Source organism: Nonlabens sp., assembly GCF_965657255.1.
Classification (GTDB): Bacteria; Bacteroidota; Bacteroidia; order Flavobacteriales; family Flavobacteriaceae; genus Nonlabens.
On sequence record NZ_CBFHNM010000002.1, the window covers coordinates 90,055 to 115,962 of the forward strand.

The 25,908-nt window shown below is 34.4% G+C and carries 24 protein-coding genes; 7 read left to right on the top strand and 17 right to left on the bottom strand.

The genetic code is table 11. The annotated features are described in order from the left end of the window. Entirely contained in the window at positions 1-456 is a 456-nt protein-coding gene (locus ACTF54_RS02865; RefSeq protein WP_347195752.1) for a DinB family protein, read from the top strand. A 55-nt stretch (positions 457-511) separates the two neighbouring features. Here ACTF54_RS02865 and ACTF54_RS02870 read toward each other — a convergent pair whose 3' ends face one another. Together ACTF54_RS02870 and ACTF54_RS02875 are read right to left on the bottom strand one after the other, a co-directional pair. Further along, complete coding sequence (locus ACTF54_RS02870; protein ID WP_438968704.1) at positions 512-877, bottom strand: hypothetical protein; 366 nt, start codon at positions 875-877, stop codon at positions 512-514. Positions 878-994: 117 nt separating this feature from the next. Further along, positions 995-1,486 carry a hypothetical protein gene (locus ACTF54_RS02875; protein WP_347195754.1) on the bottom strand — a complete coding sequence of 164 codons (492 nt, stop codon included), beginning with the start codon at positions 1,484-1,486 and terminating at the stop codon, positions 995-997. Positions 1,487-1,632: 146 nt separating this feature from the next. Here ACTF54_RS02875 and rluF point away from each other — a divergent pair, with 146 nt between their 5' ends. Both rluF and ACTF54_RS02885 read left to right on the top strand, forming a co-directional pair. Beyond that, the gene (gene rluF, locus ACTF54_RS02880; RefSeq protein ID WP_438968705.1) at positions 1,633-2,376 is read left to right on the top strand and encodes a 23S rRNA pseudouridine(2604) synthase RluF; all 744 of its coding nucleotides are present in this window, start codon (positions 1,633-1,635) and stop codon (positions 2,374-2,376) included. A gap of 121 nt (positions 2,377-2,497) precedes the next feature. After that, positions 2,498-3,883, top strand: coding sequence for a serine hydrolase domain-containing protein (locus ACTF54_RS02885; RefSeq protein ID WP_438968706.1), 1,386 nt, complete (start codon positions 2,498-2,500; stop codon positions 3,881-3,883). A gap of 34 nt (positions 3,884-3,917) precedes the next feature. Here the strand turns inward: ACTF54_RS02885 and ACTF54_RS02890 are convergent, their stop codons facing one another. The 5 genes from ACTF54_RS02890 to ACTF54_RS02910 all read right to left on the bottom strand — a co-directional run bounded on the left by ACTF54_RS02890 (position 3,918) and on the right by ACTF54_RS02910 (position 12,842). Continuing rightward, positions 3,918-5,384 (bottom strand): TolC family protein, encoded by a 1,467-nt coding sequence (locus ACTF54_RS02890; protein ID WP_438968707.1) that lies wholly within the window; start codon positions 5,382-5,384, stop codon positions 3,918-3,920. Continuing rightward, positions 5,368-6,729: an HlyD family secretion protein gene (locus ACTF54_RS02895; protein ID WP_438968708.1), complete on the bottom strand. Its 1,362-nt coding sequence runs from the start codon at positions 6,727-6,729 to the stop codon at positions 5,368-5,370. The genes ACTF54_RS02890 and ACTF54_RS02895 overlap by 17 nt, the downstream gene beginning before the upstream one ends. Positions 6,730-6,731: 2 nt before the next feature. Continuing rightward, positions 6,732-8,405: a peptidase domain-containing ABC transporter gene (locus tag ACTF54_RS02900; RefSeq protein ID WP_438968709.1), complete on the bottom strand. Its 1,674-nt coding sequence runs from the start codon at positions 8,403-8,405 to the stop codon at positions 6,732-6,734. Next, positions 8,392-9,078: a TetR/AcrR family transcriptional regulator gene (locus tag ACTF54_RS02905; protein ID WP_347197164.1), complete on the bottom strand. Its 687-nt coding sequence runs from the start codon at positions 9,076-9,078 to the stop codon at positions 8,392-8,394. Before ACTF54_RS02905 ends, ACTF54_RS02900 begins: the two co-directional genes overlap by 14 nt. 158 nt (positions 9,079-9,236) lie before the next feature. Then, the gene (locus ACTF54_RS02910) at positions 9,237-12,842 is read right to left on the bottom strand and encodes a T9SS type A sorting domain-containing protein (RefSeq protein WP_438968710.1); all 3,606 of its coding nucleotides are present in this window, start codon (positions 12,840-12,842) and stop codon (positions 9,237-9,239) included. Between the two features lie 194 nt (positions 12,843-13,036). Here ACTF54_RS02910 and ACTF54_RS02915 point away from each other — a divergent pair, with 194 nt between their 5' ends. Continuing rightward, a complete protein-coding gene (locus ACTF54_RS02915; RefSeq protein ID WP_347197162.1) occupies positions 13,037-13,714 on the top strand; it encodes a M24 family metallopeptidase in 678 nt (225 codons plus the stop codon). A gap of 93 nt (positions 13,715-13,807) precedes the next feature. On the opposite strand, the gene ACTF54_RS02920 is transcribed toward ACTF54_RS02915, so the two are convergent. From ACTF54_RS02920 to ACTF54_RS02960, 9 genes are all read right to left on the bottom strand, one after another. After that, positions 13,808-14,083 (bottom strand): ATP-dependent Clp protease adaptor ClpS, encoded by a 276-nt coding sequence (locus ACTF54_RS02920; RefSeq protein WP_347197161.1) that lies wholly within the window; start codon positions 14,081-14,083, stop codon positions 13,808-13,810. 58 nt (positions 14,084-14,141) lie between these two features. Continuing rightward, on the bottom strand, positions 14,142-14,993 hold the full coding sequence (gene prmA / locus ACTF54_RS02925; protein WP_438968711.1) for a 50S ribosomal protein L11 methyltransferase: 852 nt from the start codon (positions 14,991-14,993) through the stop codon (positions 14,142-14,144). Beyond that, entirely contained in the window at positions 14,983-15,567 is a 585-nt protein-coding gene (locus ACTF54_RS02930) for a DUF1287 domain-containing protein (protein ID WP_438968712.1), read from the bottom strand. Before ACTF54_RS02930 ends, prmA begins: the two co-directional genes overlap by 11 nt. Beyond that, positions 15,557-16,309: a triose-phosphate isomerase gene (gene tpiA, locus ACTF54_RS02935; RefSeq protein WP_347197158.1), complete on the bottom strand. Its 753-nt coding sequence runs from the start codon at positions 16,307-16,309 to the stop codon at positions 15,557-15,559. Before tpiA ends, ACTF54_RS02930 begins: the two co-directional genes overlap by 11 nt. A gap of 134 nt (positions 16,310-16,443) precedes the next feature. Next, positions 16,444-16,704 carry a Txe/YoeB family addiction module toxin gene (locus tag ACTF54_RS02940; protein WP_347197157.1) on the bottom strand — a complete coding sequence of 87 codons (261 nt, stop codon included), beginning with the start codon at positions 16,702-16,704 and terminating at the stop codon, positions 16,444-16,446. Beyond that, entirely contained in the window at positions 16,705-16,953 is a 249-nt protein-coding gene (locus tag ACTF54_RS02945; protein WP_347197156.1) for a type II toxin-antitoxin system Phd/YefM family antitoxin, read from the bottom strand. Positions 16,954-17,341: 388 nt separating this feature from the next. Next, positions 17,342-18,415 carry an ABC transporter permease gene (locus tag ACTF54_RS02950; protein WP_347197155.1) on the bottom strand — a complete coding sequence of 358 codons (1,074 nt, stop codon included), beginning with the start codon at positions 18,413-18,415 and terminating at the stop codon, positions 17,342-17,344. Continuing rightward, a complete protein-coding gene (locus ACTF54_RS02955) occupies positions 18,412-19,503 on the bottom strand; it encodes a BT_3928 family protein (RefSeq protein ID WP_347197154.1) in 1,092 nt (363 codons plus the stop codon). Before ACTF54_RS02955 ends, ACTF54_RS02950 begins: the two co-directional genes overlap by 4 nt. A 357-nt stretch (positions 19,504-19,860) precedes the next feature. Next, complete coding sequence (locus ACTF54_RS02960) at positions 19,861-20,793, bottom strand: peptidylprolyl isomerase (protein ID WP_347197153.1); 933 nt, start codon at positions 20,791-20,793, stop codon at positions 19,861-19,863. A 176-nt stretch (positions 20,794-20,969) separates the two neighbouring features. Here ACTF54_RS02960 and ACTF54_RS02965 point away from each other — a divergent pair, with 176 nt between their 5' ends. Next, complete coding sequence (locus tag ACTF54_RS02965) at positions 20,970-21,590, top strand: hypothetical protein (protein WP_438968713.1); 621 nt, start codon at positions 20,970-20,972, stop codon at positions 21,588-21,590. Positions 21,591-21,821: 231 nt separating this feature from the next. Here ACTF54_RS02965 and recQ read toward each other — a convergent pair whose 3' ends face one another. Next, positions 21,822-24,014, bottom strand: coding sequence for a DNA helicase RecQ (gene recQ, locus ACTF54_RS02970; RefSeq protein WP_347197151.1), 2,193 nt, complete (start codon positions 24,012-24,014; stop codon positions 21,822-21,824). A gap of 85 nt (positions 24,015-24,099) precedes the next feature. Here recQ and ACTF54_RS02975 point away from each other — a divergent pair, with 85 nt between their 5' ends. Together ACTF54_RS02975 and tatC are read left to right on the top strand one after the other, a co-directional pair. Next, positions 24,100-25,065 carry a KpsF/GutQ family sugar-phosphate isomerase gene (locus ACTF54_RS02975; protein ID WP_347197150.1) on the top strand — a complete coding sequence of 322 codons (966 nt, stop codon included), beginning with the start codon at positions 24,100-24,102 and terminating at the stop codon, positions 25,063-25,065. Positions 25,066-25,067: 2 nt separating this feature from the next. Further along, positions 25,068-25,907 (top strand): twin-arginine translocase subunit TatC, encoded by an 840-nt coding sequence (gene tatC / locus ACTF54_RS02980; RefSeq protein WP_347197149.1) that lies wholly within the window; start codon positions 25,068-25,070, stop codon positions 25,905-25,907. Position 25,908: the final 1 nt, after the last annotated feature.

Genomic DNA, 25,908 nt, shown 5'->3' on the forward strand with positions numbered 1-25,908 from the left:
ATGCAAAAACTACTCAATCAAATAGATCAATTACACTCTTTTATTCTAAAAGGTAATCAGCATAAAAGTAAGGTTTCAGAAAAGGGAACCTACTGGCAAATCGATCATAGTTTACAAGTATTAGATGGTGTTGCAGAAGTAGTTGAAAACTCTAATCCAACAGATTATCAACCAACATTTTCCTTTACTAAATTGATAATTATGAGCACTGGATATATTCCTAGAGGAAAAGGTAGAGCACCAAAGCAGACCGTTCCTCAAAATGAACTTTCCCAAGAAGAATTGTTAGAACAATTAAAAAAAGTCAGATCAAAAATCACTGATCTTAATAAACTAGATAAAAACAAAACCTTCAAACATCCTTTATTTGGATGGTTAAATCTTAAAGACACGATAAAATTTATGGGGATTCACACACATCATCATATAAAAATCATCAATGATATTTTAAAGTAAGCAAAACAAAAAATCCAGCCTTGAGAGCTGGATTTAAAAATAGTACAAAGTAATTTTATTCTTCTTCGTCGTGTTTTGTTTTAACCTTAGGCACATAAAGTGCGGCGCGTTGTAAAAGCTTTTCAGATACTTTAAACTCTCCACTAAATTCATAATCCTCATCTAATCTGGCATGTTTAAAATAAGCTGTTTTTGCCCACCTTAAATCAGTTGCTTTTTTTAGAAACTGCTCGTGAGTAAGTAAGTGCTCCACCTCATCTTTCTTCCATACCAGTACTTTATAGATTCCTACGCCGTTTTTTATTCCGCGCTCGATCACTTCTTTAAAAGCATCTCCAGAAAATATTTGAACACCTTCTTCTGTAACTCTGTATTTCAGGTCATTGAATAAGATATCTGTTAAGAATTGTTCTTGTGTCATTATCAATTTGATTTCAAGTTGCAAAGGTACTGCTATCCTAATGAAAATGGATCAATAGCACTTTTATTTATAGGATGTAGATGTGAATTCCGCTTTCGCGAAAGCGGAACAATTATCCTACTTACGATAACCTAATGGATCTTGTGGATTATAATCAGGTTCAAACTGGGCTTTAACATGAGGTTTGTTCAAATCTAAAATGGTAAAAATACCGAGCAAGATTCCCAAAACACCTGCTAAACAGTTCAAAATAGCTATGGCAAATATGAATTTATAGTTACGTCGTTCTTTAATATATTTTGAAGCGAGCAACGTAAGTATACCGATACTTACCGTTATTATAAAACCAACTGTACCTATAGTGATGATAATAATGGAAGGGTTAAATGGCATATGTGGATCTTGATCAAAAACAGACAAATTCATCGCCGCTCCAATGAAGATATAAAATAAAAAGAATAATGAGAATAAGATAGTAAGAATTCCCTTGACTAAATGTAAAGTGGCAAACGTATCCATATTATCTGTGGGAATATATTGATAATAATGTTGCTGACCTTGATTAGGATTATTAGGCTGATTGGTGTTTTGACTTTCATTCGTTTCCATGGTCGTTTGATTTAGTTATAGGTGTATAAAATGTGAATTTTGTTACATAGTTATGAATGCTTTAAAATGCTTTAGAGAAGAATGGACACCTTAGAAATTTATGAAATGAAAATATAAAATAGCAATCAAAATCCTACCTTTGCAGCATGTCAGATACCACAGGAATACGCATCAATAAATACCTAAGTGAACAAGGATTTTGCTCACGTCGTGCCGCAGATAAACTTATCGAGCAAGAAAGGGTAACGATAAATGGTACAGTACCAGCAATGGGAACTAAAGTGTTGCCTAATGATGAAGTCGCTGTAGATGGCGAAGCTGTTTCTAAGAAAAAAGAAAAACCTGTTTACATCGCTTTTAACAAGCCGACAGGTATTGTTTGTACAACAGATACTCGTGTTGAAAAAGATAACATTATTGATTTTATCAATTACCCAACGCGCATATTTCCGATAGGAAGATTAGATAAGATGAGTGAAGGATTGATCTTTCTCACTAATGACGGCGACATCGTTAATAAGATCCTGCGTTCTCGTAATAATCACGGGAAAGAATACATCGTTACTGTGGATCGCAGTATCACTGAAAGTTTCATTGAAAAAATGAGATCAGGAATTCCTATTCTAGATACAGTAACTAAAGAATGTGAAGTAGAACAAATAGGTCGTAAAACCTTTAAAATTATACTTACACAAGGTCTTAATAGACAGATACGTCGTATGTGCGAATATCTAGATTATAGAGTTACTAAATTAAAGCGCGTGCGTATTATGAATGTAAAACTAGATATTCCTCATGGAACTTACAGAGACCTAACTAAAGAAGAACTGGACGAACTAGATAGACTAACAGCCGAAAGCGATAAAATTTATAGAGCAGAGAATCCTTAAAAACTTGTTGTTGTCGCTTTTATCTAGATCAACTATTTAAAACGCTAAATAGCGTTAATAAAGTACATTTAAAACTTGTAACCTTTATATCTTTATGACTTCTTATCAATAAAAAGAGGTTATGAAAAATGTATTTTCTGTAGTTATTTTATTTTTTACGGTTATAAGTTTTGCTCAAGATGAGAAAGCCAAAAGAATAGACAGTCTTTTTACCGCCATGAATGTAAACAATGAATTCAATGGTGTGGTTCTATTTGCAGAAGAAGGCAAAATCATTCACAAAAAAGCATACGGCAAGGCAGACTTTAGTAAAGACATTGCACTTACTACAGCTTCTGTTTTTGATCTTGCTTCTGTATCAAAGCAATTTACCGCAATGGGAATTGTCTTGTTACATGATGAAAGAAAGTTAGCCTACAAGGACCCTATTTCTAAGTACATTCCAGAACTAGCTTTTTATCCAGAAATTACCATAGAAAATTTATTAACGCATACTTCTGGATTAACAGATTATATGGAGTTGATGGATGCCTCTTGGGATCATTCTAAAATTGCTACTAATAAAGATGTAATTAAAACACTAGCTACTCAAAAACCAGAATTATTATTTAAGACGAATAGTCAGTACGAATATTCTAATACTGGATACCTTTTACTGGCTAGTATTATAGAAAAGGCCTCTGGAATGAGTTATGGGGATTTTCTTAAAAAGAACATTTTTGATCCTTTAAAAATGACTTCTACTGCAGTAAATAGGCCAAGATTTGCTCCTAAAGATATACCTAATCTAACAAAAGGTCATGTTAATGGAGTCGATGGCAGTCCTGTACCTATTGATAGTTATGGTACAGATCAGGTAGCCTATTTTTTAGATGGAATAGTCGGTGATGGTATGGTAAACTCTACTGTAGACGATTTATTTAAATGGGATCGCGCTTTGTATACAGATCAATTGGTTTCAAAAAGAGATATAGAAAAAATTTTTACACCACATACTTTGAGCAATGGTACATTAACTAATTATGGATTTGGCTGGCAATTGAAAGACCATCCTACTTATGGAAGAGTTACGGGACATTCTGGTGCGTGGGCAGGATACCTAACGTATATAGAAAGACATGTTTCAAATGATAAAGTCTTTATCTTTTTACAAAACACATCTTTAATGACTACTGGAAATCCAGTATTAAACAGTCGCAAATTACTTTATAACGAGCCTATAGAAATTATCTCATTTATACCTAAACAATATTCTATAGAAGAATTAAAGTCGTATACAGGCGTCTATAAAAATGAATACATAGGTATGGACATTACCATAGAGATAGACGATAATAATACATTAACAGGTCAGGCTACTGGTCAAGGAGCTTTTCCATTAGAAAGCTTTGAAGATCATAAATTTAAATTTGATCCAGCAGGAATATCCATTGTTTTTAGTGAAGATAAAAACTCCTTTAAAATCAAACAAGGTGGCAGCATTACCTTATTTAAAAAATCAAAGTAATACGACCACCTGAATTATTTACTGTCAGGATTTCTTACAAATTCTCTGGAACTAACGCTAGACTATTAAAAAGTCTCGCTTTAGAATTAAGTAACTTTACACCTACTTCAAGCCTTTTTAGGCTTGATTCAATAAGTTTAGTCTCTCTAGAATTTATTAAAAACAAAGAACTATCACCTAATTGAAACTTGCGCTCTTCTGCAATGAGCATGGCTCGAGAATCTTGTACTATTTCCTGAGTAATATCATTTTGAATTGTATAGGATTCAATCTCACTGAAAATAGCCTTTACCTTGTTTTCAATAGCTAACGAGGTGGCTAGTAAATCATATTCGGCATCTTGTAATTTAATTTCTGCAAGTTTTTTATCACCTCGTTCTTTTCTCAAAAACAACGGCATTGAAAAAGAGATTCCAGCTTTAAAATCGTCTAAATTATAGGTTCCAGCATCACCCCATTGTGGCGATATTGCATCATAACTAGCCTCTATTTTAGGTAACAGCTTATTGGCTTTTAATTGTCTATCTACTTCTAGTTGATCCATTTTAAGACGCATCGCTAGAATCTTTGGGTGGTTTTCTATTGTAAAAAGATCTAGTGATTGCCCCATAATTTCTAATGCAGCGTCTATTTCTGATAGTAAATCTTCTTCTGGTATTACGGTTTCTTGTAGTTCTACAGGAACACCATCTATCCATAAAAAGTTAGACAATTCCAGACGTTTTTTAATGAAATCTATTTTTGCCTGCTCAAAGCCTAGCAATCTTTTCTTTACTGCAATACGAGCTTCTACCGAATCAATTACAGCTTTATCGCCTACCTCCACACTACGTTTAATACCTCTTAAACGCACCTGCGCATTTTGCAAAATATTCTTAAAAAGGACTCTTTCTTGAGCAGCTTGCCACCATTGAAAGTACACTTCTGTGGCATCAAATAAAACCGCGTTAACCAAAAGGTCTCTTTCAGACTGTGTTTGTTGTCTAAAAAATTTAGCTTTTCTCAAAGTAGCCATACGTTCATTGATCCACAAACCTTGACCCAATTGTAAGCTAACACCAGCACTGTAAAGTCCATCTTCTGGAACTGTAAGTGAAGGATCTAGAAAAGCACCTTCATTGCGCTCTGCTCCAGCTTTAAACTCTACACCATACCAGGTAGGGATTTTAAATGCACCACGCAACTCGTCATAATATTCTGTTCCTTTAAAATCTTTACGGTTGTAATCTACTTCAATCTTAGGATCAAATCCTCCACGAGCTTTCAATAATTGAGCTTGTCCTTGATCAACAACTAATCCTGCTTGCTTTACTATCGGATGATGTTTTTTAACGTAGCCTAAGAATTCTCTTAAACTCATTATAGTCGTATCTTGAGCCAAAGTTGCAAGGTCTGATTGTAGGTTTTGCTTTCGCGAAAGCGGAACAGCCAACAAATTCAAAGAAATTACAAACATCAAGGCTGAAAGCCAGTATGAGAATAATCTATTTCTTTTTCTCATCCTTGCCTTTTTTAGTCGTTTCTGGAGTATAGTAGTTTGCTGGGAAACCATTTAATCTACGCCATAATTCATACCAGATAGGAACGTCTTCTAACAAAGCAATAGTGCGCGCTCCTGATCCTGGGCGCAACGCATCTGGCCACGTATGATCTTCTTCATCTGGAGCAAGTAAAACGCGATACTTACCAGTTCCTTCTGTAATAAAGGTTTCTACTGCGAGTACCTTTGCACCATAAGTACCATAAGAAGCATTGGGCCATCCTGAGAAAACAATTGCTGGCCAACCGTCAAATTGTATTCTAACATGCTCACCTTTATGCATTAACGGTAAATCAATTGGTTCTACAAAGGTTTCTACCGCAAGGTCATAATTTATAGGCATAATATTGATTAGTGGCTCACCTTCTTTAAAAGTAACACCTAAACCACCTACAATGGCCTTGTTAAGAAAACCATCTTGTGGCGCTGTAACGTAGTACAAATCAGTTCTTATTTGATAATTGGTACGATCTGTCTCTAGCTTACTCACTTGGGCTTCTACATCCAGTTGACTGGACTGTGCGGTAAATTGATCACCACGTGCCTTTGCAATTTTCTCTACATATTCTTGTTGTATGCGACCTAATTCAATTTCGGCATTAATAACATCATTCCTAGTTTGTAATAGCTTTTGCTCTTGAGAATTGGCCTTGGCCATGGTTGTTCTAGCCTTTAGGTTCTTATCCTCAACATCTGCCGGAGATTTAAAACCATCTTTCTCTAACAACTCTGTACGTTCTAATTGTATTTGAGCAATGCGCTCATCGTTTTTTGCTGCTATCAAATCTATACTATCTTGAACAATTTTTAATTTGGCCTGCAACAATTTATTTTTTGCTTGATCCAGTTTTAGACGTCTTTCTTCTTGTAGAGCTACTATTTGATTACCAAGCTGTGCTATCTTTTCTCTATACGATAAAGCACTAGCAGACTTTGCATCTATTTGTTGACCTGTTCGAGCAACTAAATTAGGATCCATATATTCACTTTTCACCTCACTAATTCTGAGAATAGTGTCCCCTTTCCTAACTCGATCGCCTTCTCTTACATACCATTCTTCTATCTGACCTGCGATAGGTGATTGCAAAGTAAGCGGTCTTTGCGCTGGAGTCAAGGTAGTAACAAAACCATTACCACTAATATTCTGTGTCCATGGTAAAAACAACAGTATGATAGTAAATATAGCAAAACCTCCTAAAAACCTATTAAAGTATTTAAAATGCTTGCGCTTCATCACCTTTTTACCTGCATTGAATCGATCTAAATCAAGAGGCTTATTGAGTTTATTTTGAGAAATATTAAGCATAATTATTGATCTAAAATTAATTTACCTTGATGCAGTGTTATCAATCTACCACATCGCTTCCTCCATTGATTGTTTTGACTTACCACGACTAGTGACCAGCCGTTTGATGGATCTGTCAAAAAATCCATGATTCTTGTCGTTTCCTCTTCTTCAAATTGATCTAAAGGATCTTTAAGAATAAGCATTTTAGGCTGTCTAACAATACTGCGAGCAAGAACTATTTTCTTCCCTACGGTATAGCTTAACTCTTGACCTTCTGGAAAGATGATTGTTTCTAAGCCTTTAGGTAGTTTTTTAAGAAAGTTGTTCAGTCCTACTTTTTCTAATGCCCAATATATACGTTCATCTGTAATGTTAGCATCTCCAAAAGTGATGTTATTTCTAAGTGTTCCTTCAAAAGGGCTTTCTTCAGTTAATGATTGTCCCAGACTAGCCCTGTAATAATTAAGATCAAGACCTCTTAAATCTGAATTGTTTACATAAATACTACCTTGTGTAGGCTCTATGATACCAGCAATTAATCTTAATAACGTAGCTTTTCCACTACCGTTAGCTCCATTTATTAAAATGGTGCAAGTTTCTGATATTTTTAAAGAAACATCTTCAAGAATAGGCTGCATTCTTTCAGGAACCCGATAAGTAACCTGATCCAGTTCTACACTAAAGTTATCATCTTTCTCAAAAGGATGTTCTCCTGTTTGAGGCTCTAATTCCTTATCTACTACTTGTGCTAGTTTCTCAAGGGATGTAAGCATATCATAAAAAGATTCTAATCCAGAAATAATTTTCTCTACCGCACCAATGATGATTAATATAATCAACTCAGCCGCTACGAACTGACCTATATTCATTTCTTGACTAAGAACTAATAATCCACCGATTAATAAGAGACCAGCAGTAATCAGTACCTTAAAACCTATAAATTGTGCCGCTTGAACAATCAATACCTTGAAGTGTTGCTCTCTATAATTAAGGTAACCAGAAACCAACTCGTCATTTTTATCTACAGCATGAGTCGTTACACCAGATAATTTAAAACTAACTAATGATCTAGCAATTTCTTGTAACCAATGCGCTACTTTATATTTACTTTTTGACTCTAGCAAACTGGTTTTCAAACCTTTTTCTGCAGTATACTTAAAAAGCACAAAAGCTAGTCCAACAAGTAAAACTCCATATACAATGAAGAATGGATGGTAAAAGGAGAGTAATAATAATCCAAATATAATTTGCAATATAGCAGTAGGATAATCAACCAGTAGTTTAGATAAACTTTTTTGAATCGTTAACGTATCAAAAAATCTGTTTGCTAATTCTGGTGGGTAAAAGCCTCTCAACTCGCTCATTTTGATTTTAGGAAATCTGAATGAAAAGTCAAATGAAGATCGTATAAAAATCTTTTGCTGTATGTTCTCTGTAATTCTAATTTGCATAATTTGTAGAACACCACCAAAAGCGACTCCTAAGGTTACCAAAACGACTAATAAGATCCATGAGGTACTTATTTGTGCTCCTTGAATTAAATTGATAATCGCTTGAATACCTAGTGGTAAAGAAAGACCAACTATACCTGCAAAAATTGCATAGTAGAAAATCTGTCTTATATCTTTTTTATCAACTTCTAGCATACGTATCAAACGCTGCCATGCCGTTAGTATATTTTTATTGTTTTCCATTTGTAATAATAAGTTGATCGATTAAATCTAAAAAGTAAGATGTAGGCGTTACCTTTTTACTACAATCTGTGATTGCTGTAAAATGATCTTTTAAATAATGCTGATGCAATGCACCTTCTATAACCATACTACTTAAAGAAGTAGGATACATATAGTCTGGATGAACTTCAATAATCATGTCCTTAAGACGTAAAACAAGGCGTTTATATATAGCAAAATAACCTTCTTTATTTTCGACGTCTACTTCTTTAGTCAGATAAGATTTTGAATATTCTGAAATCACAATTTTATTTAAAACCACCTCATTAATATGGCTAAAATTAGAATCTTGTATTACTTCTTGAGTCAATATTTCGATAGCTTTAACTAATTTACCTTTATGTGAAGAAATAATCATGGTTTGCAAAACTAATTGATACTCTAACCAACTCCAGTACCATGATGTTAAGTACAGCAATAATTTGTGCTTATTTTCAAAATACCTATATATAGAGCTTTCATTTGATTTTATGGAAACACCTAGTTTTTTAAACGTAAATTGTTCAAAGCCTAAGTCATAAATCATCTCAATGCTTTGACTAATAATTCTTTTACCTAAATCAGAACTTTCTGGATCCTTTACATATAGTTTATCGTTAATTTCTACTTTGAGATTTTTGAGTAGTGTTTGCATATTCTCTAATTATTCCACGAATATAATAGTAACACTATTGATACTCGATAAGGCATATATTAATTAACAATAATTTTGCTTTTTAAATAATTAAAATTAAGTTGTTGCAAAAAAAACCTCAGCTTTCGCTGAGGTTTTAAATCTATTTGATTTCACTTCTATTTCTTAACGAGTTTAGAGGTAAAAACTTTACTACCGTTGGTAAATTTTGCCAAGTAAATACCTTGATCTAAATTAGAAATATCAATTTGAAGATTATCAGGTGTAAGCTTTCGCGAAAGCGTAACACGTCCTCTAACATCATAGAGTGTTAGATTAGCTTCCTGGATGACGTTACTGAAATTAACTGTAAATTCATTACTTGCCGGATTAGGCGTAAGACTAAACACTACTTCTTCCACATCTGGATTACTTAAAGGAGTGCGAAATGTGCTTCTAAATGTATTGGTAATGATAGGTGGATTGAAATCAAAATAAATTTCGGCTGTGTTAGGAATCACTGTTCCTTCTGAACTCGCTAAAGGTTTTATTTTAAAATATACATGTCCGTTTGCTCCAATAGGATCTGAAGTAGAATCTGGTAGCATAATATTATCAAACCTCCATACTACCTGATTTTCCATGCGCTCCATAATATAATTATGACTAGAATTAATCATTTCAATACTATTCCAATCTAGTTGCGCATCTAGAGTATCTTCAATTCTCACATTAATAGCGCTTGCCGTTCCTGTATTTTCAAATCTAATCGTGTAATAAAAATAATCTTCTGTAGTAAATGTGGAAGGATTTATAAACTCACCTCTAGATTCCATTTTATCATTAGGATCATAACTACCTATTATTATTTGTGCTGACGTATTGGTATTATTTGTAGGAGTTAAATCTGTCGCCACTGGTGATATGGTAGCTATATTTGTCAAAATATCTCCAAGGCTAACAGTAGGAATAACTGGGATTTGCATTTCTACATCAAATGATCCTATAGCAAATGGAGCTAGATTAGAATAAGGTAAGGTAACCGACGTAGGAGTAACAACTGCGTTAGGATCTGAAACATTAACAACACTTACCGTTGGGTCATAATCAAAAACAACCTGACCTACCGGAACCGTAGAAGTTCCTAAATTTGTATAATAAACAGTCTCTGTATATGTAAATCCTGGTCTAGGCTGCTGTTGTGGCACGATATAAACAACTACATCATCATAAACAGCAACTGGAGTGACAAGAAAATCTTTATTCACAATACCACTATTATTAGGAACAGTTACACCAGAATAGGTAGCAGGAGAAACTGTATAATTTACATTATAAGCTGGCAATATATTGTATGCCAAATCATAAGAGTTTGTTGCATCAATATCATAAATATTATAGCTGCCTAATGGGGTAGCTACTTGCATCACATTACCACTACTGTTTTTCTCCCATTCAAACACTCCAAGGGGAAAAGAAGGGTCAGAAGCATCTACCATTCCATTAAGATTTGCATCAAGAAAGGACTGCATTCTTATTCCATCACAATTTATGGATGCTGTACTATTAGCTCCTAATTCTACTTTCAAGAATCCTGAAGTTGATGAGAAATTTGATGTCAATATCAAATAATATTCTCCTGATTGAGCATTTGATATTTGTGCGATTTCCGGCATTTGCACAGAAAAACTATGATCTACATAATCTGCTTGGGTAAGATTTCCACATTGTGATGTCGGATTAGTAAAAGGTCCGTAAACAGCAAAATCTATATCTAAATCCTGGCCCATAAAATCTGGTTGTGTATTTTGATACACTTCTAGAGTTAAGTCTCCAGAAGTTTCAATAGGTATATAAAACCAAGTAGGGTTTCTAGGTCCAGTAGTTGATGAAAATGGATAATAATTTCCTTGTTCTGCGTTTGAACCATCAAAGACATTCACAAACGGTTGTCCTATTCTTTCGCACAAGGATTGCGCTTGATCACAAGTATAAGCGTTATTACAATTCACTTGCGATCTCAAGGTTCCATTATAAATTACATTACAAGAACCAGGGATCGTTTCTAAAATAAAAACCTGATCAAATCCATTGGCTGTTGGCACATCAATACTTGTTGGTGTTACTATAGCATTGGTACCGTTTTGAGCATCCTGAGATGTTAAATAATACGTTAATGGATTACTGCTGTTTATTTGAATTTCAAAATCTGTTAAATCAAAAGTGACAATACCATCTAAATCTGCATCACAATCGCTTATATCACTTAACGTATCAAATTGAAATTGATTTGATCTAACTATTAAATCAAAAGAAACTATTTGATAAGCTCCTGTTGCATTTTCCTCTAATCTGGCATAAACATCTTGACTAAAACCTACACAATAATTAGTTGCATTTGAAATGGCATTAATAGCAGAATTTGCATCTGAGCTGTTTGTGTAATAAGTAATTGTAAAATTTGCAGCGTTATTTACATCAAGTATTGCCGCATCGTTTTGAGTTAGATCAAAACAAGCTACTGTATTAGGAGTTTGCAAGCATTCTTCAAGAAATATAGGATTACCTACAATAAGGCAATTTATGTCTTCCACAAGTTGAAGAGGCGATACACTAGCACAACTAGTAGGAAAGAAAGTAGTGCGCACATAAACCATCGGTGTGTTTACTGCCGTAACAAAATTTGCTACAAAACCAATAGGATTTACTTGATTTTGGGCATCTAGTTCTGACAAATAATACTCTGTTGAAAAATTGAAAACGTTATTAGGTACATTTGTTATTTCGTTCAAAACACTACTTGACTCCCATTCTATAAAGCCATCACCATCATCATCACAACCTGCAATAGGAGTGAAAGAATAGGAACCTGGAACAGCGTTAACAGTTAATTGAAAAGATTGTGTTGTATCTGTGTTTCCCGTAACTATTTCTTCCACCCTAACAAAGATTTGTTGATTAGAAGAAGTACAATAAGTAACAGGTAAAATATTAGTATTATTAACAGCATCTATTTGTGTAGAGTGATAGCTCACAGAATGTGTGTTTATAGAATTAACACCTAATGCTGCAAGTGTGTTTATATTCAAATCAAAACATGCATTATTACTTACCTCGTCCATGCATGCTGCTAAATCTGTTAATTGTGAAACCTGATTACAATTCGTTAAAGTGGCAACTATATTTATCACTTCAAAACAATTGGTTGAAGTCTGTACTCTAATAAATAAATCTATAGGAGAATTTGCTAGAGAAGTAAAAGTTGTTGACAGTGGATTAGAATTAGTATCAGCGTCTTGTTGACTTGTAAAATAAGTAAAAAGTAAATTATTCTGTCCATTAGCAAGAAAAGGTTCAATTTCAAAAAGATCTACTTGAATTTCTCCAGTTGCAGTAATAGAACCACAATAAGTAAACACTTGAGGATTATTGACTATTGGTAAAGCCTCAACGATTAAATTACTAGTGGTAATATTAAAGTTTCCTGTGGTAGTATCGTTAACTCTTATAAAAATGAGTTGTGGATTGACAGTATTCAAAAAATTAGATGGTGTCAATGCATTTAAATCATTTACCGCGTCAAATTGAGAAGAAAAATAAGCCACAGTATGTGTAGCTGGATCTTGATTTCCTATAGCAGTGGCGTCCCAAAAGTTTAAATCAAATTGCTCAATTCCGTCATTTGAGAAATCATCACATAAAATATAATCTGGTACTGGACCGGCAGTAACTTGTGCTTTAACTGCTGCAGTAAATAATAACAGGATAAGTAAAATTTTATTCATGGTTTATTTATTTGGCGTGAATTTAATTAAAACTTATGGTTTCTAGACTAAGATACTGACTGTGAGTGTTCAATAGTACAATTTTAACAGTAAAAAGTAACTTATGATAATTACACCTCATTTTTTATTTCGTTCAGCAACAGGTTTAACCTATCGAATTATTTTGAATAGTTCGTGTTTAGTACTTTTACTTTATGACAAATGCCATATTAGAACTTCAAAAAGCCGAGAGAAAAGCAGCTGTTTTGTTTCAAGAAATTGAAAAAAGAAATATCATTCGAGCAGGTGCCACTGAAAAACAAATCAATAAAGAAATCTTTCAACTGGCTGATGAATTGTTAGATATCAAAAAATACTGGCACAAACGTATTGTAAGAGCTGGAGAGAATACACTGTATCCCTATGATGAAAATCCACCCAACCTAGAAGTTGTTGAAGACGATATAGTATTTATAGATTTTGGACCTATTCTTGAAGATTGGGAGGCAGATTATGGTAGAACTTATGTACTAGGTCATGATCCATACAAACAAAAACTCGCAGCCGATTCAGAGAAATTATGGCACATTGTAAATAATTATTATAGGAAGAATCCTAGTGTAACAGGTGCGCACTTATACGAATACTGTAAACAACTGGCAATAAATAATGGATGGGAATTTGGTGGACCTATAGCAGGTCATTTGATAGGTCATTTTCCTCATGAAAATTTAGAGTCAGAAGTTAAATCTAATTACATCCATCCTGATAACGATAAACCAATGAATGAAAAAGATGGAAAAGGCAATGTGCGCCATTGGATTATAGAGATACACTTAATCGATACATCAAAAAAAATAGGATCGTTTTTTGAACAGTTAGCTGGTTTCTAATTTTGAATAATTGACCATAAACACAAAATGCCTGCAAGAAGCAGGCATTTATGTTTTTATTCAAAACTGAATAAAAAAGGGGAAAGCAAGTTTTTATTGAATTTCTGCCGTTAAACCAGCTTCTAATAAAGCAGTACAACGTGGTTCTAAATCTTTATATTCTCCTGATTTTACATTACACTTTCCTTTATAATGAACAATAAGAGAACACTGTTCTGCCTGTACCGGTGTATGATCACAGGCTGCTACTAACATGTCGATCACATGATCAAACGTATTTACCTCATCATTGAAAAGAACTATTTTATTTTCCTTTTTTTCTAAAACTTCCAGATCTAATTCTGGAAGCACCTGCTCTTGTGTACTCATTTTCATCTGGTTAAATTTAAAACAAATCTTATTAAAACAATGGACTACAACGTTAAAGTTATTTTTTGGTCATCTTTGCCGCTATCCAGCTATCTTTCTCAATATGTGAGTCGTAATAGATGCCAGACTCATTACATTTGCTTGTTATATGTTCTAGATCTTCTTTATAAAAACCGCTGAACAAAATGGTGCCGCCGCTTTTTAAAGTACTAGCATAAACAGGTATGTCTTGAAGTAGGATATTCCGATTAATGTTAGCTATGATAAAATCATAATTTTTCCCATCAAGAACTTCCGCACCACCTAAAATCACATTTACTTTATCGGTATTATTGCGCTCTACATTTTCTAACGCATTTTCAAAACACCAAGTATCAATATCCACGGCATCAACTAATGCAGCACCTCTCATCTGTGCTAAAATTCCCAAAACACCTGTTCCACTTCCCATATCCAGTACATCTAGACCAGTTACATCTTCTTCTAACAAATGTTCAATCATCATGTGTGTAGTTTGATGATGTCCCGTACCAAAACTCATTTTAGGTTCGATCACTATATCATATTCTACACCGCTAGCTTTATGAAACGGTGCGCGTACTTCACAACGATTTTTCACTGTAATGGGATCAAAATTCTTTTCCCATTCTGCATTCCAATTTGTTGGTGGCACAACCGCTTTCGCGAAAGCGAGATCACAAAGTTCATTCTCCATCATGTTTACACCATCGAGTAGTGAGTCGCTATCAAGAGATTGTAGTAGGTATGCCTTAACTCCTTTTTCTGTTTCTATAAAACTTTCAAATCCTACCTCACCTAGTTGTGCCATGAGCACATCATTCCATGGTTGCTGTGGCTCTACCTTAAAGTCGTACTCTACATAAATCAAATTAGTAATCTTATTTTCCATAACGGTAATGTCCTGTAATTTTAAAACGGAATAGACAGTCTTCAAAAACTTGCCCAGCTCCTATATTGTGCACTATTAAATAGCGTTTTTTATCTTTTGATAGGGTTTTTGAAACCATTCCTATATGTGTAAGCCCATTGTTTAAGGTCCAGCTAACTATATCTCCTGGTAAATAATCTCTAGCCTGGTTTGTTTCCGCTATACTTTTACCTTTCCTTTGAAAGAAGGTTCTTAAATTAGGAACACGTCTATGATCAATGTTAGTATCTGTCTTTTTCAGCCCCCAATTTTTAGGGTACTCAGAAAAATGAGCTTTCATATCTTCATGAACTTCCTTTTGTAGATCAATGCCCAATTTTCTATAGGTTCTTATGATAACATCGGTACACACGCCATATGGCTTTGGCACATCACCATTGGGATAGGGAATGCGAAAATAAGTGCCATTATAAATGACTTGATCTTTTGTAAGATCTTCTGCAGCTGCAGCTACTCTTAAACCAAAATCTGTCTGACCTACAACCGATAAGGTAGCAAATAGAAATACTGTTAAAATTAATTTATTAAAATGCATTTGCAATATTGAGGAAGGATTGAGCATCAAGGGATGCGCCTCCTACAAGTCCACCATCTACGTCTGGCTTTGCAAAAATTTCTGCAGCATTTGCAGGCTTTACACTGCCTCCATAAAGAATACTTGTATTATTGGCCGTTTCTGATCCAAATTTAGTTTCAATAAAAGAACGCAAATGTGCGTGCATTTCTTGTGCTTGCTCTGGACTGGCAGTTTCTCCGGTTCCTATTGCCCATACTGGTTCATATGCAATAACAACTTTTTCCATTTGTTTTGAGGTAAGATCAAACAATCCCTTTTCTATTTGTGCGGTAACCGTGTCAAAGTGATTTCCTGCTTTGCGTTCTTCTAGATGCTCACCACAACAAAAAATAACTGTCATGCCTTTTTCTAAAGCTGTTTTAGTTTTGGCAGCGAGCAATTCGTCTGTTTCTCCATAAGTATCTCTACGTTCAGAATGACCTATGATTACAGTTTTAATACCTATACTATCCAACATATCCACTGAAATCTCACCTGTATACGCGCCACTTTGTGCTTCACAAACATTTTGCGCTACTACTTCAATAATGGTATCGCAAGTACTATTAAAAGCATTGTATAAAAAAGGATGCGATGGTGCGATCATTAATTCACAATTAAATTCTTTTACTAATCCTGTTTTCAAGTCGGTTATCAATCCTTGTGTCTGTGCAAGATCACAATTCATTTTCCAGTTTCCAGCTACTATATTTTTTCTCATGGTATGTTCTTTAGATGCTTATGCAATCGATAATTTCAAAATTGCCGTTTTTAATTTTGTTATGCAAATGTTTGATAAGGTATTGAGTCCAAATCAATGAAAATCGATTGCGTTAATTAATAGTTTTTGAAAGCCTATTTATTATAGTGATATCGACAAGCAGCGATCCATAATTGGTCATTAATATATTTGTAGACCAATCGATGTTCTGATGTTATGCGTCTAGACCAATAACCTTGTAGATCACCTTTTAAAGCTTCAGGTTTTCCTATGCCTTCAAAAGGTGTGCGCATACAACTTTTGATAAGTTCATTTATTCGTTTCACTATTTTTTTATCGGCCTTTTGCCAATACAAATAATCTTCCCAAGAGGACGTAGACCAAATTAATTTCATCTATTCAACAAGATCTTTGTTAAAACCTTTTCCTGTCTCAAGTTGTTTAATAGAGTCTAATAAAACATCTCTATTTTTTCCGGTTAACAGGTAAGTTGTTTCTTTTAAAGAATTGTACTCATCTAATGATATTAAAACAAGGTCTTTACCGTTCTTGCGTTTGATGATTATATCACTGACATCATTTACGACCTTATCAAACCAATGCTTTAAATTAGAGCGAAAATCTGTATAATTTACTGTTTCCATAAAGCAAATATAAATAAACGTACTTAATTAAGTACTCTTTAAAAAATTATTAGTCATTTATAATAATCATAAGAATTTAGTTTTATTATCACAAAACCTGAGTTCGAACTGAAGAAACGGTTAAATTTATTCAATTCAACGAAATAAGAAACAAAGAGTTTAGAGGTCAGATTTAGAATTTCGGCAATCGCTCAATGTGAACTTAAATCAAAAACGATTAAATAGAGTAAAGCAATAAAAAATATCGACTTTGTAATCTTATTAAAATTTGAAAATCAACACATTATTTACATTATTTGATCACACTTACATTGAGGAATATTTATACGTTTAGATTTGAAACTTCGATATTAGTTTTTCCTTGATCGGCATTTAGCATTCTAGTTCATCACTCCAACTTCACTCTAGGATCCAACCATACATATATAAAATCCACCAGAATATTAATCAATATAAATAAAGTGGCAATGACCAAAACAGCTCCAGTAATCACTGGCAAGTCTTTTGTGTTTAAAGCTTCAACTATCTCCTTGCCTATCCCATTCCAGTTGAAAATATATTCCACAAAAACAGCACCAGCTAATAAACTAGCAAACCAGCCGCTTACAGCTGTAATCACTGGATTTAAAGCGTTCTTAAACGCATGTCTTTTAATCACTTGTAAAGTAGTAAGCCCTTTTGCATAAGCTGTGGTAATATACTCTTGACCCATAACTTCTAGCAAACTATTTCTCATTAGTTGCGATATCACAGCTAGTGGACGTATTCCTAAAACAATTGCTGGCAGTATCAAATTGCGCCATTGCAATTGCATTCCTTCACCATAATCGTCCATTTCATATAAACTACCACTCATTTTGAGACCAGTATATTCATTCAAAACGTATCCAAAAATAAAAGCAAAAATGATCGCACTAAAAAAACTAGGAATACTCATTCCCATCGTACTTACTAATTGTATGATTTGGTCTATCCAACTGTTTTTATATAAAGCAGATATTACTCCTAAAACCAGACCTAAAACTAAAGCAATACTAATAGCAGCAAGCGCTAAGATCATCGTGTTAGGTAAAGTTTCTCCTATGATATAACTTACTTTTTTACCTGTTTTCTGGAAAGATTCTCTCAAATAAGGCCATTTTAAATACGTAGATGTTTCCCCAAAGGTGAAAAGATTCAGTCCTGTATATTTTCCATTATCATGAGTAAAATCCTCAAGTTTTGTACTGTGAAAAGAAACTGGAGATAGATCGTTCAAAAAATACAGGTATTGCGTTCCTAGAGATTGGTCCAATCCATACTTTGCTTTAACATTTGCTAGTTGTTCTGGACTTTCATTTTGTCCCATCATCATTTGGGCTGGATCTCCAGGTAACAAATAGAATAACAAAAAAATGACAGTTACCACTCCATAAAGAGTAAGTATCGCATATCCTATTTTCTTAAAAAGATAAGAAATCACAAAGACAACTGCTCAAAATCATTCCAGTGTGACTTACCAGTAATCACACCGTTTTCAATAGTCATTACAGATGGTGTGGAACGCACAGCTGTTTTAAGTTGTGTACCATCAGTAGTATAAAAAGGAATACTTATATTATTTATTTTCAGTAAAGGCTCTAACTGATCCTCACTATTAGCACTTAAACCTATTACTTCAAAGCCAGATTTTTGGGCTCTTTCTATAAAGCTAGCTAGTTTTGTCATTCCTTCATCTTCTGCTTTAGTCATGTCGTAAATCATCACAAAAGCAACTTTATCCTCATCTAGAATTTCTTGTGTAAAATCTTCACCATTTCGCTCAATGGAAAAGTCATGTATTTTAGGCAATGCCGCTTCTTGTATTACACGCGTTTCTACTTTATCATAATTAGGACGTCCTTCTGGCGGTAATCCATCTGTGGTTACAATTTCCTCTACACCATTTACTGTATAATACCAGTCATAACCATAAACTTCTTTCTGATTAGGATCCTCTTTCATGGCTTCTTCAATATCAGTTCCGATTTTATAAGCTCTGAAATCAATAATAGGCAAATGCATCAATACATAGTATGCGATTATAAAACATATGATAGTAGTTACCAAAATGATTATGGATGACTTCGCTTTCGCGAAAGCGGAATTCCATTTATCCATATTGAAAAATAAGATCAATATCATGACCAGTAGAATCACGTCTTTAATAAAAGATTCCCATGGCACAAGTGGTATCGCATCGCCAAAACAGCCACAATCCGTCACCTTATCAAAATAAGCAGAATAGAAAGTCAAAAACGTAAAGAATCCGATCATGAGAAGTAGCGACCAGATGGTAAACTTTTTCTGAAAACCGATCAACAACATAATCCCTAAAATCACTTCAAAAATGACTAGAAAAATTGCCATCGGTAAGGCTAAAGGCTGTAAAAACTCTAAACCTAAAACAGCTGCACTAAAATATTCATCTAACTTATAAGAAAACCCTAAAGGATCATTCAACTTTATTAAACCACTAAATATGAACAATATACCGACGAACCAACGGCAAAATACAACTAATGCTTTCATGCTATTTTATTTGAAGGGTAAAGATAAGAATTAGGAGTGAGGAAAATAAACTTGAAAACAGATTTGAGAGTAAAGATTATACCGATTACCTATAATTTTTTTCAAAATATTCAATTTATGTTTCAGCACTTTCACTTATCGACTTCCCTTAAATTAATGACTAGCTAGTCTTTCTCCTTTTCCAATGAAAAAACAGAGCTTGTGCCGATGAATAACGGTATTGGCGACGAGCATAGCGAGCAACCAAATGGGTTTTACGGTTGATAATAAATAATCAACTATAAATCCTCATACTCGTACACAAAAAAAGCCCTATTCAGTAAAGAACAGGGCTTTTCTTATAAAAATTAAAATTTATTACTTCACAGCAACAAGCTCTACATCAAATACTAAAGTAGCATTTGGTGGAATAACGCCACCTGCACCAGCGCTTCCATAAGCGATATGCGACGGTATTACTAAACGTGCTTTATCACCTACTTGTAATAACTGGATTCCTTCATCCCAACCAGCAATAACCTGTCCCATTCCTAAAGCAAAATCAATAGGCTGCTTGCGATCATAACTAGAATCAAATACTTTACCATTAGGCAACATTCCTTTATAATGCACACTTACAGTTTGACCTTTCTGTGCTTGCGCTCCATCACCTTTATTGATGATTTTATAACGTAAACCACTTTCTGTCTTATCAAAACCCATAGCGATCTCATCGATCTCCTGATCAGCTTGTTTCCTAGCCTGCTCTTCTCTTGCTTTTCCAGCACCTTCAAACTGACGAAATTCTTCTACAGCATTAAATGCTTTTGCTGCATCTCCTTCTCTTAGGATGGTAAGTGTTTTTAACTCATCTCCTTGTCCGATAGCATCTACCACATCTTGACCTTCTACTACTTTACCAAAAACAGTATGCTTATTATCTAACCAATCTGTCGCGATGTGCGTTATGAAAAATTGAGAACCGTTTGTTCCAGGTCCTGCATTTGCCATACTTAAAACTCCAGGTCCATCATGACGTAATTCTGGATGAAATTCATCATCAAATTTATAACCAGGTCCACCAGCACCAGTTCCTTGTGGATCGCCACCTTGAATCATAAAATCTGGTATCACTCTATGAAATTTTAAACCATTATAATAAGGAACACCTTGATCTTTTGCTTTGTTTTCTAAATTACCTTCGGCAAGAGCAACAAAGTTACCTACTGTTCCAGGTGTTTTATCATGGTGTAATTTCACTAGGATTTCTCCTTTAGTCGTGTCAAATTTTGCGTAAATTCCTTCTTGCATTGTTCTTATTTTTTAAGGCTGCAAAGATAATTGATTAGAATTGAGGGCAAATAAGATTTAAGACTCTTTTTTTAAAGACTTTATTTTCTTTAATTTTCAAAAATTAATACATATTCCAACCACCTATGACTAGAGCTGAACATTTGACATTCTGTGAAAAATGCACTCATCGCAAAATGGATCTTAAACAAGGTATATTATGTGCTTTAACAGATAGAAAAGCCGATTTTGAAGTTTCTTGCAATTCTTTTTCAAAAGATGAAACCCTAGTAAAGTCGGTAAATATGGAAAGAGATGGAACCGTAAACCTTCACAGACTTTCTGAAACTACCAATGAAAAATTAAGAGAGGAACAAAATCTTGCTGGCGGTATTGTAGCGGGAACAGCAGCTGGTGTTGTAGGTGCCGTAATTTGGGCTGTCATAACCGTAACAACAGAATATCAAATAGGTTTTATGGCTATAGGAATAGGTTTTATAGTCGGTCATGCAGTACGCCTGGGCGGTAAAGGGATTGATATGGTTTTTGGCCTTGCAGGTGCGGTGATCGCTATTCTTAGTTGCTTTTTAGGAAATTTCTTAAGCACCATTGGTTTTTTAGCAAATTATAATGATATGGGATATCTGGATACTTTCTTAAGCTTTGACTACTCTCAGTTTATTCCTGTGATGAAAGAAACATTTGGATTTATGGACATCTTATTTTACGGTTTTGCAGGTTATGAAGGCTTTAAATTAGCATTTAGAGTCATTACAAACCCAGAAGAAATCTCTAAATTAGAAAATAGAAGTTTTTAAGAAATATAGTTTACCTGATCAACTTTAATAGCTATACTTATCGATAAAGGTTTTATTTCAAACACATATCAAAACATTTAACTAATTGTTACTATTTATGTTGATTCCGCTTTCGCGAAAGCGGAATATTCAAAAAAATATTTACCATAAAGAACTATTGATATGTAAAAATAGAGAAGCCTGTAACAAGTATGTTACAGGCTTCTCTATTTTAATAAGAATTTGATGTATCTAATTTGCCACCTCACTGATAAATTTCAATCTATATAATCGAATTTCTTCTTCTTCATAATCACCATCAAACTCTTCTACCGCAGCATCAATTTTATCGGTTTCTGATTCAATGAAATATTCATGTAATTCTTCTTGTTGCTCATCATCCAGCATTTCATCTACCCAGTAACCTACATTTAATTTAGTACCACTGTAAACAATGCTTTCTAACTCATTAATAAGTTGTGGGACATCCATTCCTTTAGCACTTGCTATGTCATCAAAACTTAGCTTGCGATCTATGCTTGTAATGAAATACAGTTTATTTCCAGATTTTGCACCAGTACTTTTAATGATTAGATCATCTGGTCTGGTAATGTCATTATCATCAACATACCTAGCGATTAATTCTACAAAAGACTTTCCATATTTTTTTGCTTTCCCTTCTCCTACACCATGAATATTTGCCATCTCTTCCATGGTAATAGGATACTTAGTCGCCATATCATCCAGTGATGGATCTTGAAATACAATATAAGGAGGCACATTTTTTTGTGTTGCGACCTTTTTACGCAAATCTTTTAAAAACTTAACCAACTGTGCATCGACAGCACCACCTTTTGCAGCACCTACTATTTGATCTGCAGATTCATTATAAGTATGATCATCACTCATCATAAAAGATGTACCTGACTTTACATACTCCCGACCAGCATCAAGAACTTTTAAAGTTCCATAGGTTTCAATGTCTTTTTTGATCAAACGGGCAACAAGTACCTGACGAATTAGTGCTGTCCAGAAGGCTTTCTCCTTATACTTACCACTACCGAAATAATTGTGCTGATCTAACTTATGACTAGAAATCATTGCATTATTTTTACCCATCAAGATATTAACAATGTCCTTTGATTTATAACGTTCTCCAGCCGCTTCAATAACCTTTATCAATCGCTTTACCTCTTCTACAGATTCTCTTTGAGGTTTTGGGTTGCGCATATTATCATCCATATCGCCACCAGCTCCAGTTGCAGGATCAAATTCTTCTCCAAAATAATGAAGAATAAATTGTCTTCTACTCATACTCGTCTCTGCATAGCCTACCATTTCTTGAAGCAACGCATGTCCTATTTCTTGCTCGGCAATAGGTTTTCCTGACATGAATTTCTCTAACTTCTCTATATCTTTATAAGAATAATAAGCTAGACAGTGTCCTTCTCCTCCATCACGACCAGCGCGACCTGTCTCTTGATAATAAGACTCTATACTTTTAGGTATATCATGATGTATTACAAAACGTACATCTGGCTTATCGATTCCCATACCAAATGCGATGGTAGCTACTACCACATCAGTATCTTCCATCAAAAACATATCTTGATGTTTCACTCTAGTTTTTGCGTCTAGACCTGCATGATAAGGAACGGCCTTAATGCCGTTAACTTGCAAAACTTGGGCTAGTGCCTCTACTCTTTTACGTGATAGACAATAAACAATACCAGATTTACCTTCATTTTGCTTTATGAAGCGAGTAATATCTGCATCTACATTTTCTGTTTTAGGACGTACCTCATAATACAGGTTGGGTCTATTAAAAGATGCCTTGAATGTTGTTGCATCTGTAATCTGTAGATTTTTCAGAATATCTTCTTGAACCTTAGGTGTTGCCGTGGCGGTAAGTCCTATGATAGGAATATCAGATCCTATGCGATCAATAATCCTACGTAAATTTCTATATTCTGGACGGAAATCATGTCCCCATTCACTAATACAATGTGCTTCATCAACAGCAAGAAAAGATATCTTTTGTTGTTTTAAAAAATCGACATACTCTTCTTTAGTAAGTGATTCTGGTGCGACATAAAGTAATTTTGTAATACCACTTTCAATGTCTTCTTTTACTTTTTGCACATCTCCTTTTGAGAGGGAAGAGTTCAAGACATGTGCTACACCATCGTGATCTGACACACCTCTGATAGCGTCTACCTGATTTTTCATTAATGCGATTAAAGGAGATACCACAATGGCAGTTCCTTCTTGCATCAAAGCAGGTAATTGATAACAAAGTGATTTACCACCGCCGGTAGGCATGATAACAAAACAATCTTCTTTATTAAGTAGCGATGTAATTACCTTTTTTTGCAATCCTCTAAATTGCCCAAATCCAAAATATTTCTTTAGATTATCTTCTAATCCTATTTGCGTATCTGCCATGCGGCTGTTGCGTTTTGTTTATCTTTGTAAGCTAAATTTACGATATAATTTCATTATCACAAATTATACTTAAAAGTAATCTTTTTTGGAACAGGAAAATAAAGTACTAGAAGTTGCGAGAAGAACAGTTCGCATTGAGGCACAAGCCATTACAGACCTTGTAGATGGTATTGATTCCGCTTTCGCGAAAGCGGTATTACACATACACCATGCTAATGGACGAGTGATCATCACTGGAATAGGTAAAAGTGCGATTATAGCACAGAAAATTGTTGCCACTATGAATTCCACTGGAACACCTGCTATCTTCATGCATGCTGCAGATGCCATACATGGAGACCTAGGAATCGTACAAACGAATGATGTAGTCATTTGCATTTCTAAAAGTGGAAATACTCCAGAAATAAAGGTGTTAGTACCGTTAATTAAAAACTTTGAAAATAAATTAATCGCCATTACTAGCAATAGAGATTCTTTTCTGGGTCAAGCGGCAGATTTTATTTTACACGCAGCTATTAAAGAAGAAGCCTGTCCCAATGGTCTAGCACCTACAACAAGTACCACTGCACAGCTAGTTTTAGGTGATGCACTTGCTGTAAGCTTGTTAGAATTAAAAGGTTTTACTGATAAAGATTTTGCAAGATATCATCCAGGAGGAGCGTTAGGTAAAAAATTATACCTGCGCGTTCAGGATATTATTGAAAAAAACAATAAGCCAGAAGTGCACGCAAGCACTACCTTGAGAGATGTAATTGTAAACATTTCTGAAAACATGCTAGGAATGACTGTTGTGACAGAAGATTCTAAAGCAATAGGTATTATAACAGATGGTGATTTAAGGCGTATGCTTTCTAGTGGTAAAAACATCGATGACCTGGTGGCTGGCGATATAATGAGTAGCTATCCTAAAACTATTACAGCAGATTCTATGGCGATACAAGCACGAGAATTAATGGAAGAGATGAATATATCTCAATTAATAGCAGTGGACGATGAAGCATATGCTGGTGTAGTACATATTCATGATTTAATTAGAGAAGGAATCGTTTAATTATGGCTCGTAAAAAAGTAGATCCTAATAACATGTCATTTCTAGACCACGTAGAAGAACTGCGCTGGACCTTGATACGTATTATTTTAGGAATTTTAATAGGTGCTGTTATTGCGGCTTTTTTTACTGATTTTATTTTTGACACGATCATTTTTGGCCCTAAAAGAGGAACGTTTGTTACGTATGAGTTCTTCTGCGAATTTGGAAATTATTTTGGAATAGTAAGTGACTTTTGCAATCCTGATTTTAATTTCAAAGTACAGTCCAAAGAAATGTCTGATGAGTTTTCTACCCATATTTGGACCTGTGTACTGGTAGGGTTTGTGGTTGCCTTTCCATGGATATTGTACCAAGTCTGGAGCTTTATTGCACCAGGATTAAAGTCTACTGAAAAAAAGTATAGTGGTGGCTTTATTATCATTTGCTCCTTATTGTTTTTCATAGGCGTGACCTTTGGTTATTTTGTTATAGCACCTCTATCAGTGCATTTCATGATGACCTATAACTTGAGTGCTGAAATTTCTACAGAACCTAGTTTAGCTAGTTACATAGGGTATATAAGAGCTTCCATCCTTGCTTCGGGACTACTATTTGAATTACCTGTAATCATATACTTTCTAACTAAAATAGGTCTTGCGACTCCAGAAGGATTGAGGAAAAATAGAAAGTTTGCGCTAGTTATTGTTTTGATTGTGGCAGCTGTGATAACGCCACCGGATGTAGCGAGTCAAATAATCGTTGCCATACCTGTGTTAATTTTATATGAAGTGAGCATTTTCATATCTAAATTTGTCCTTTACCGAGAAAAAAAGAGAAATAAAAAATTAGCTACCTTAAAATAAT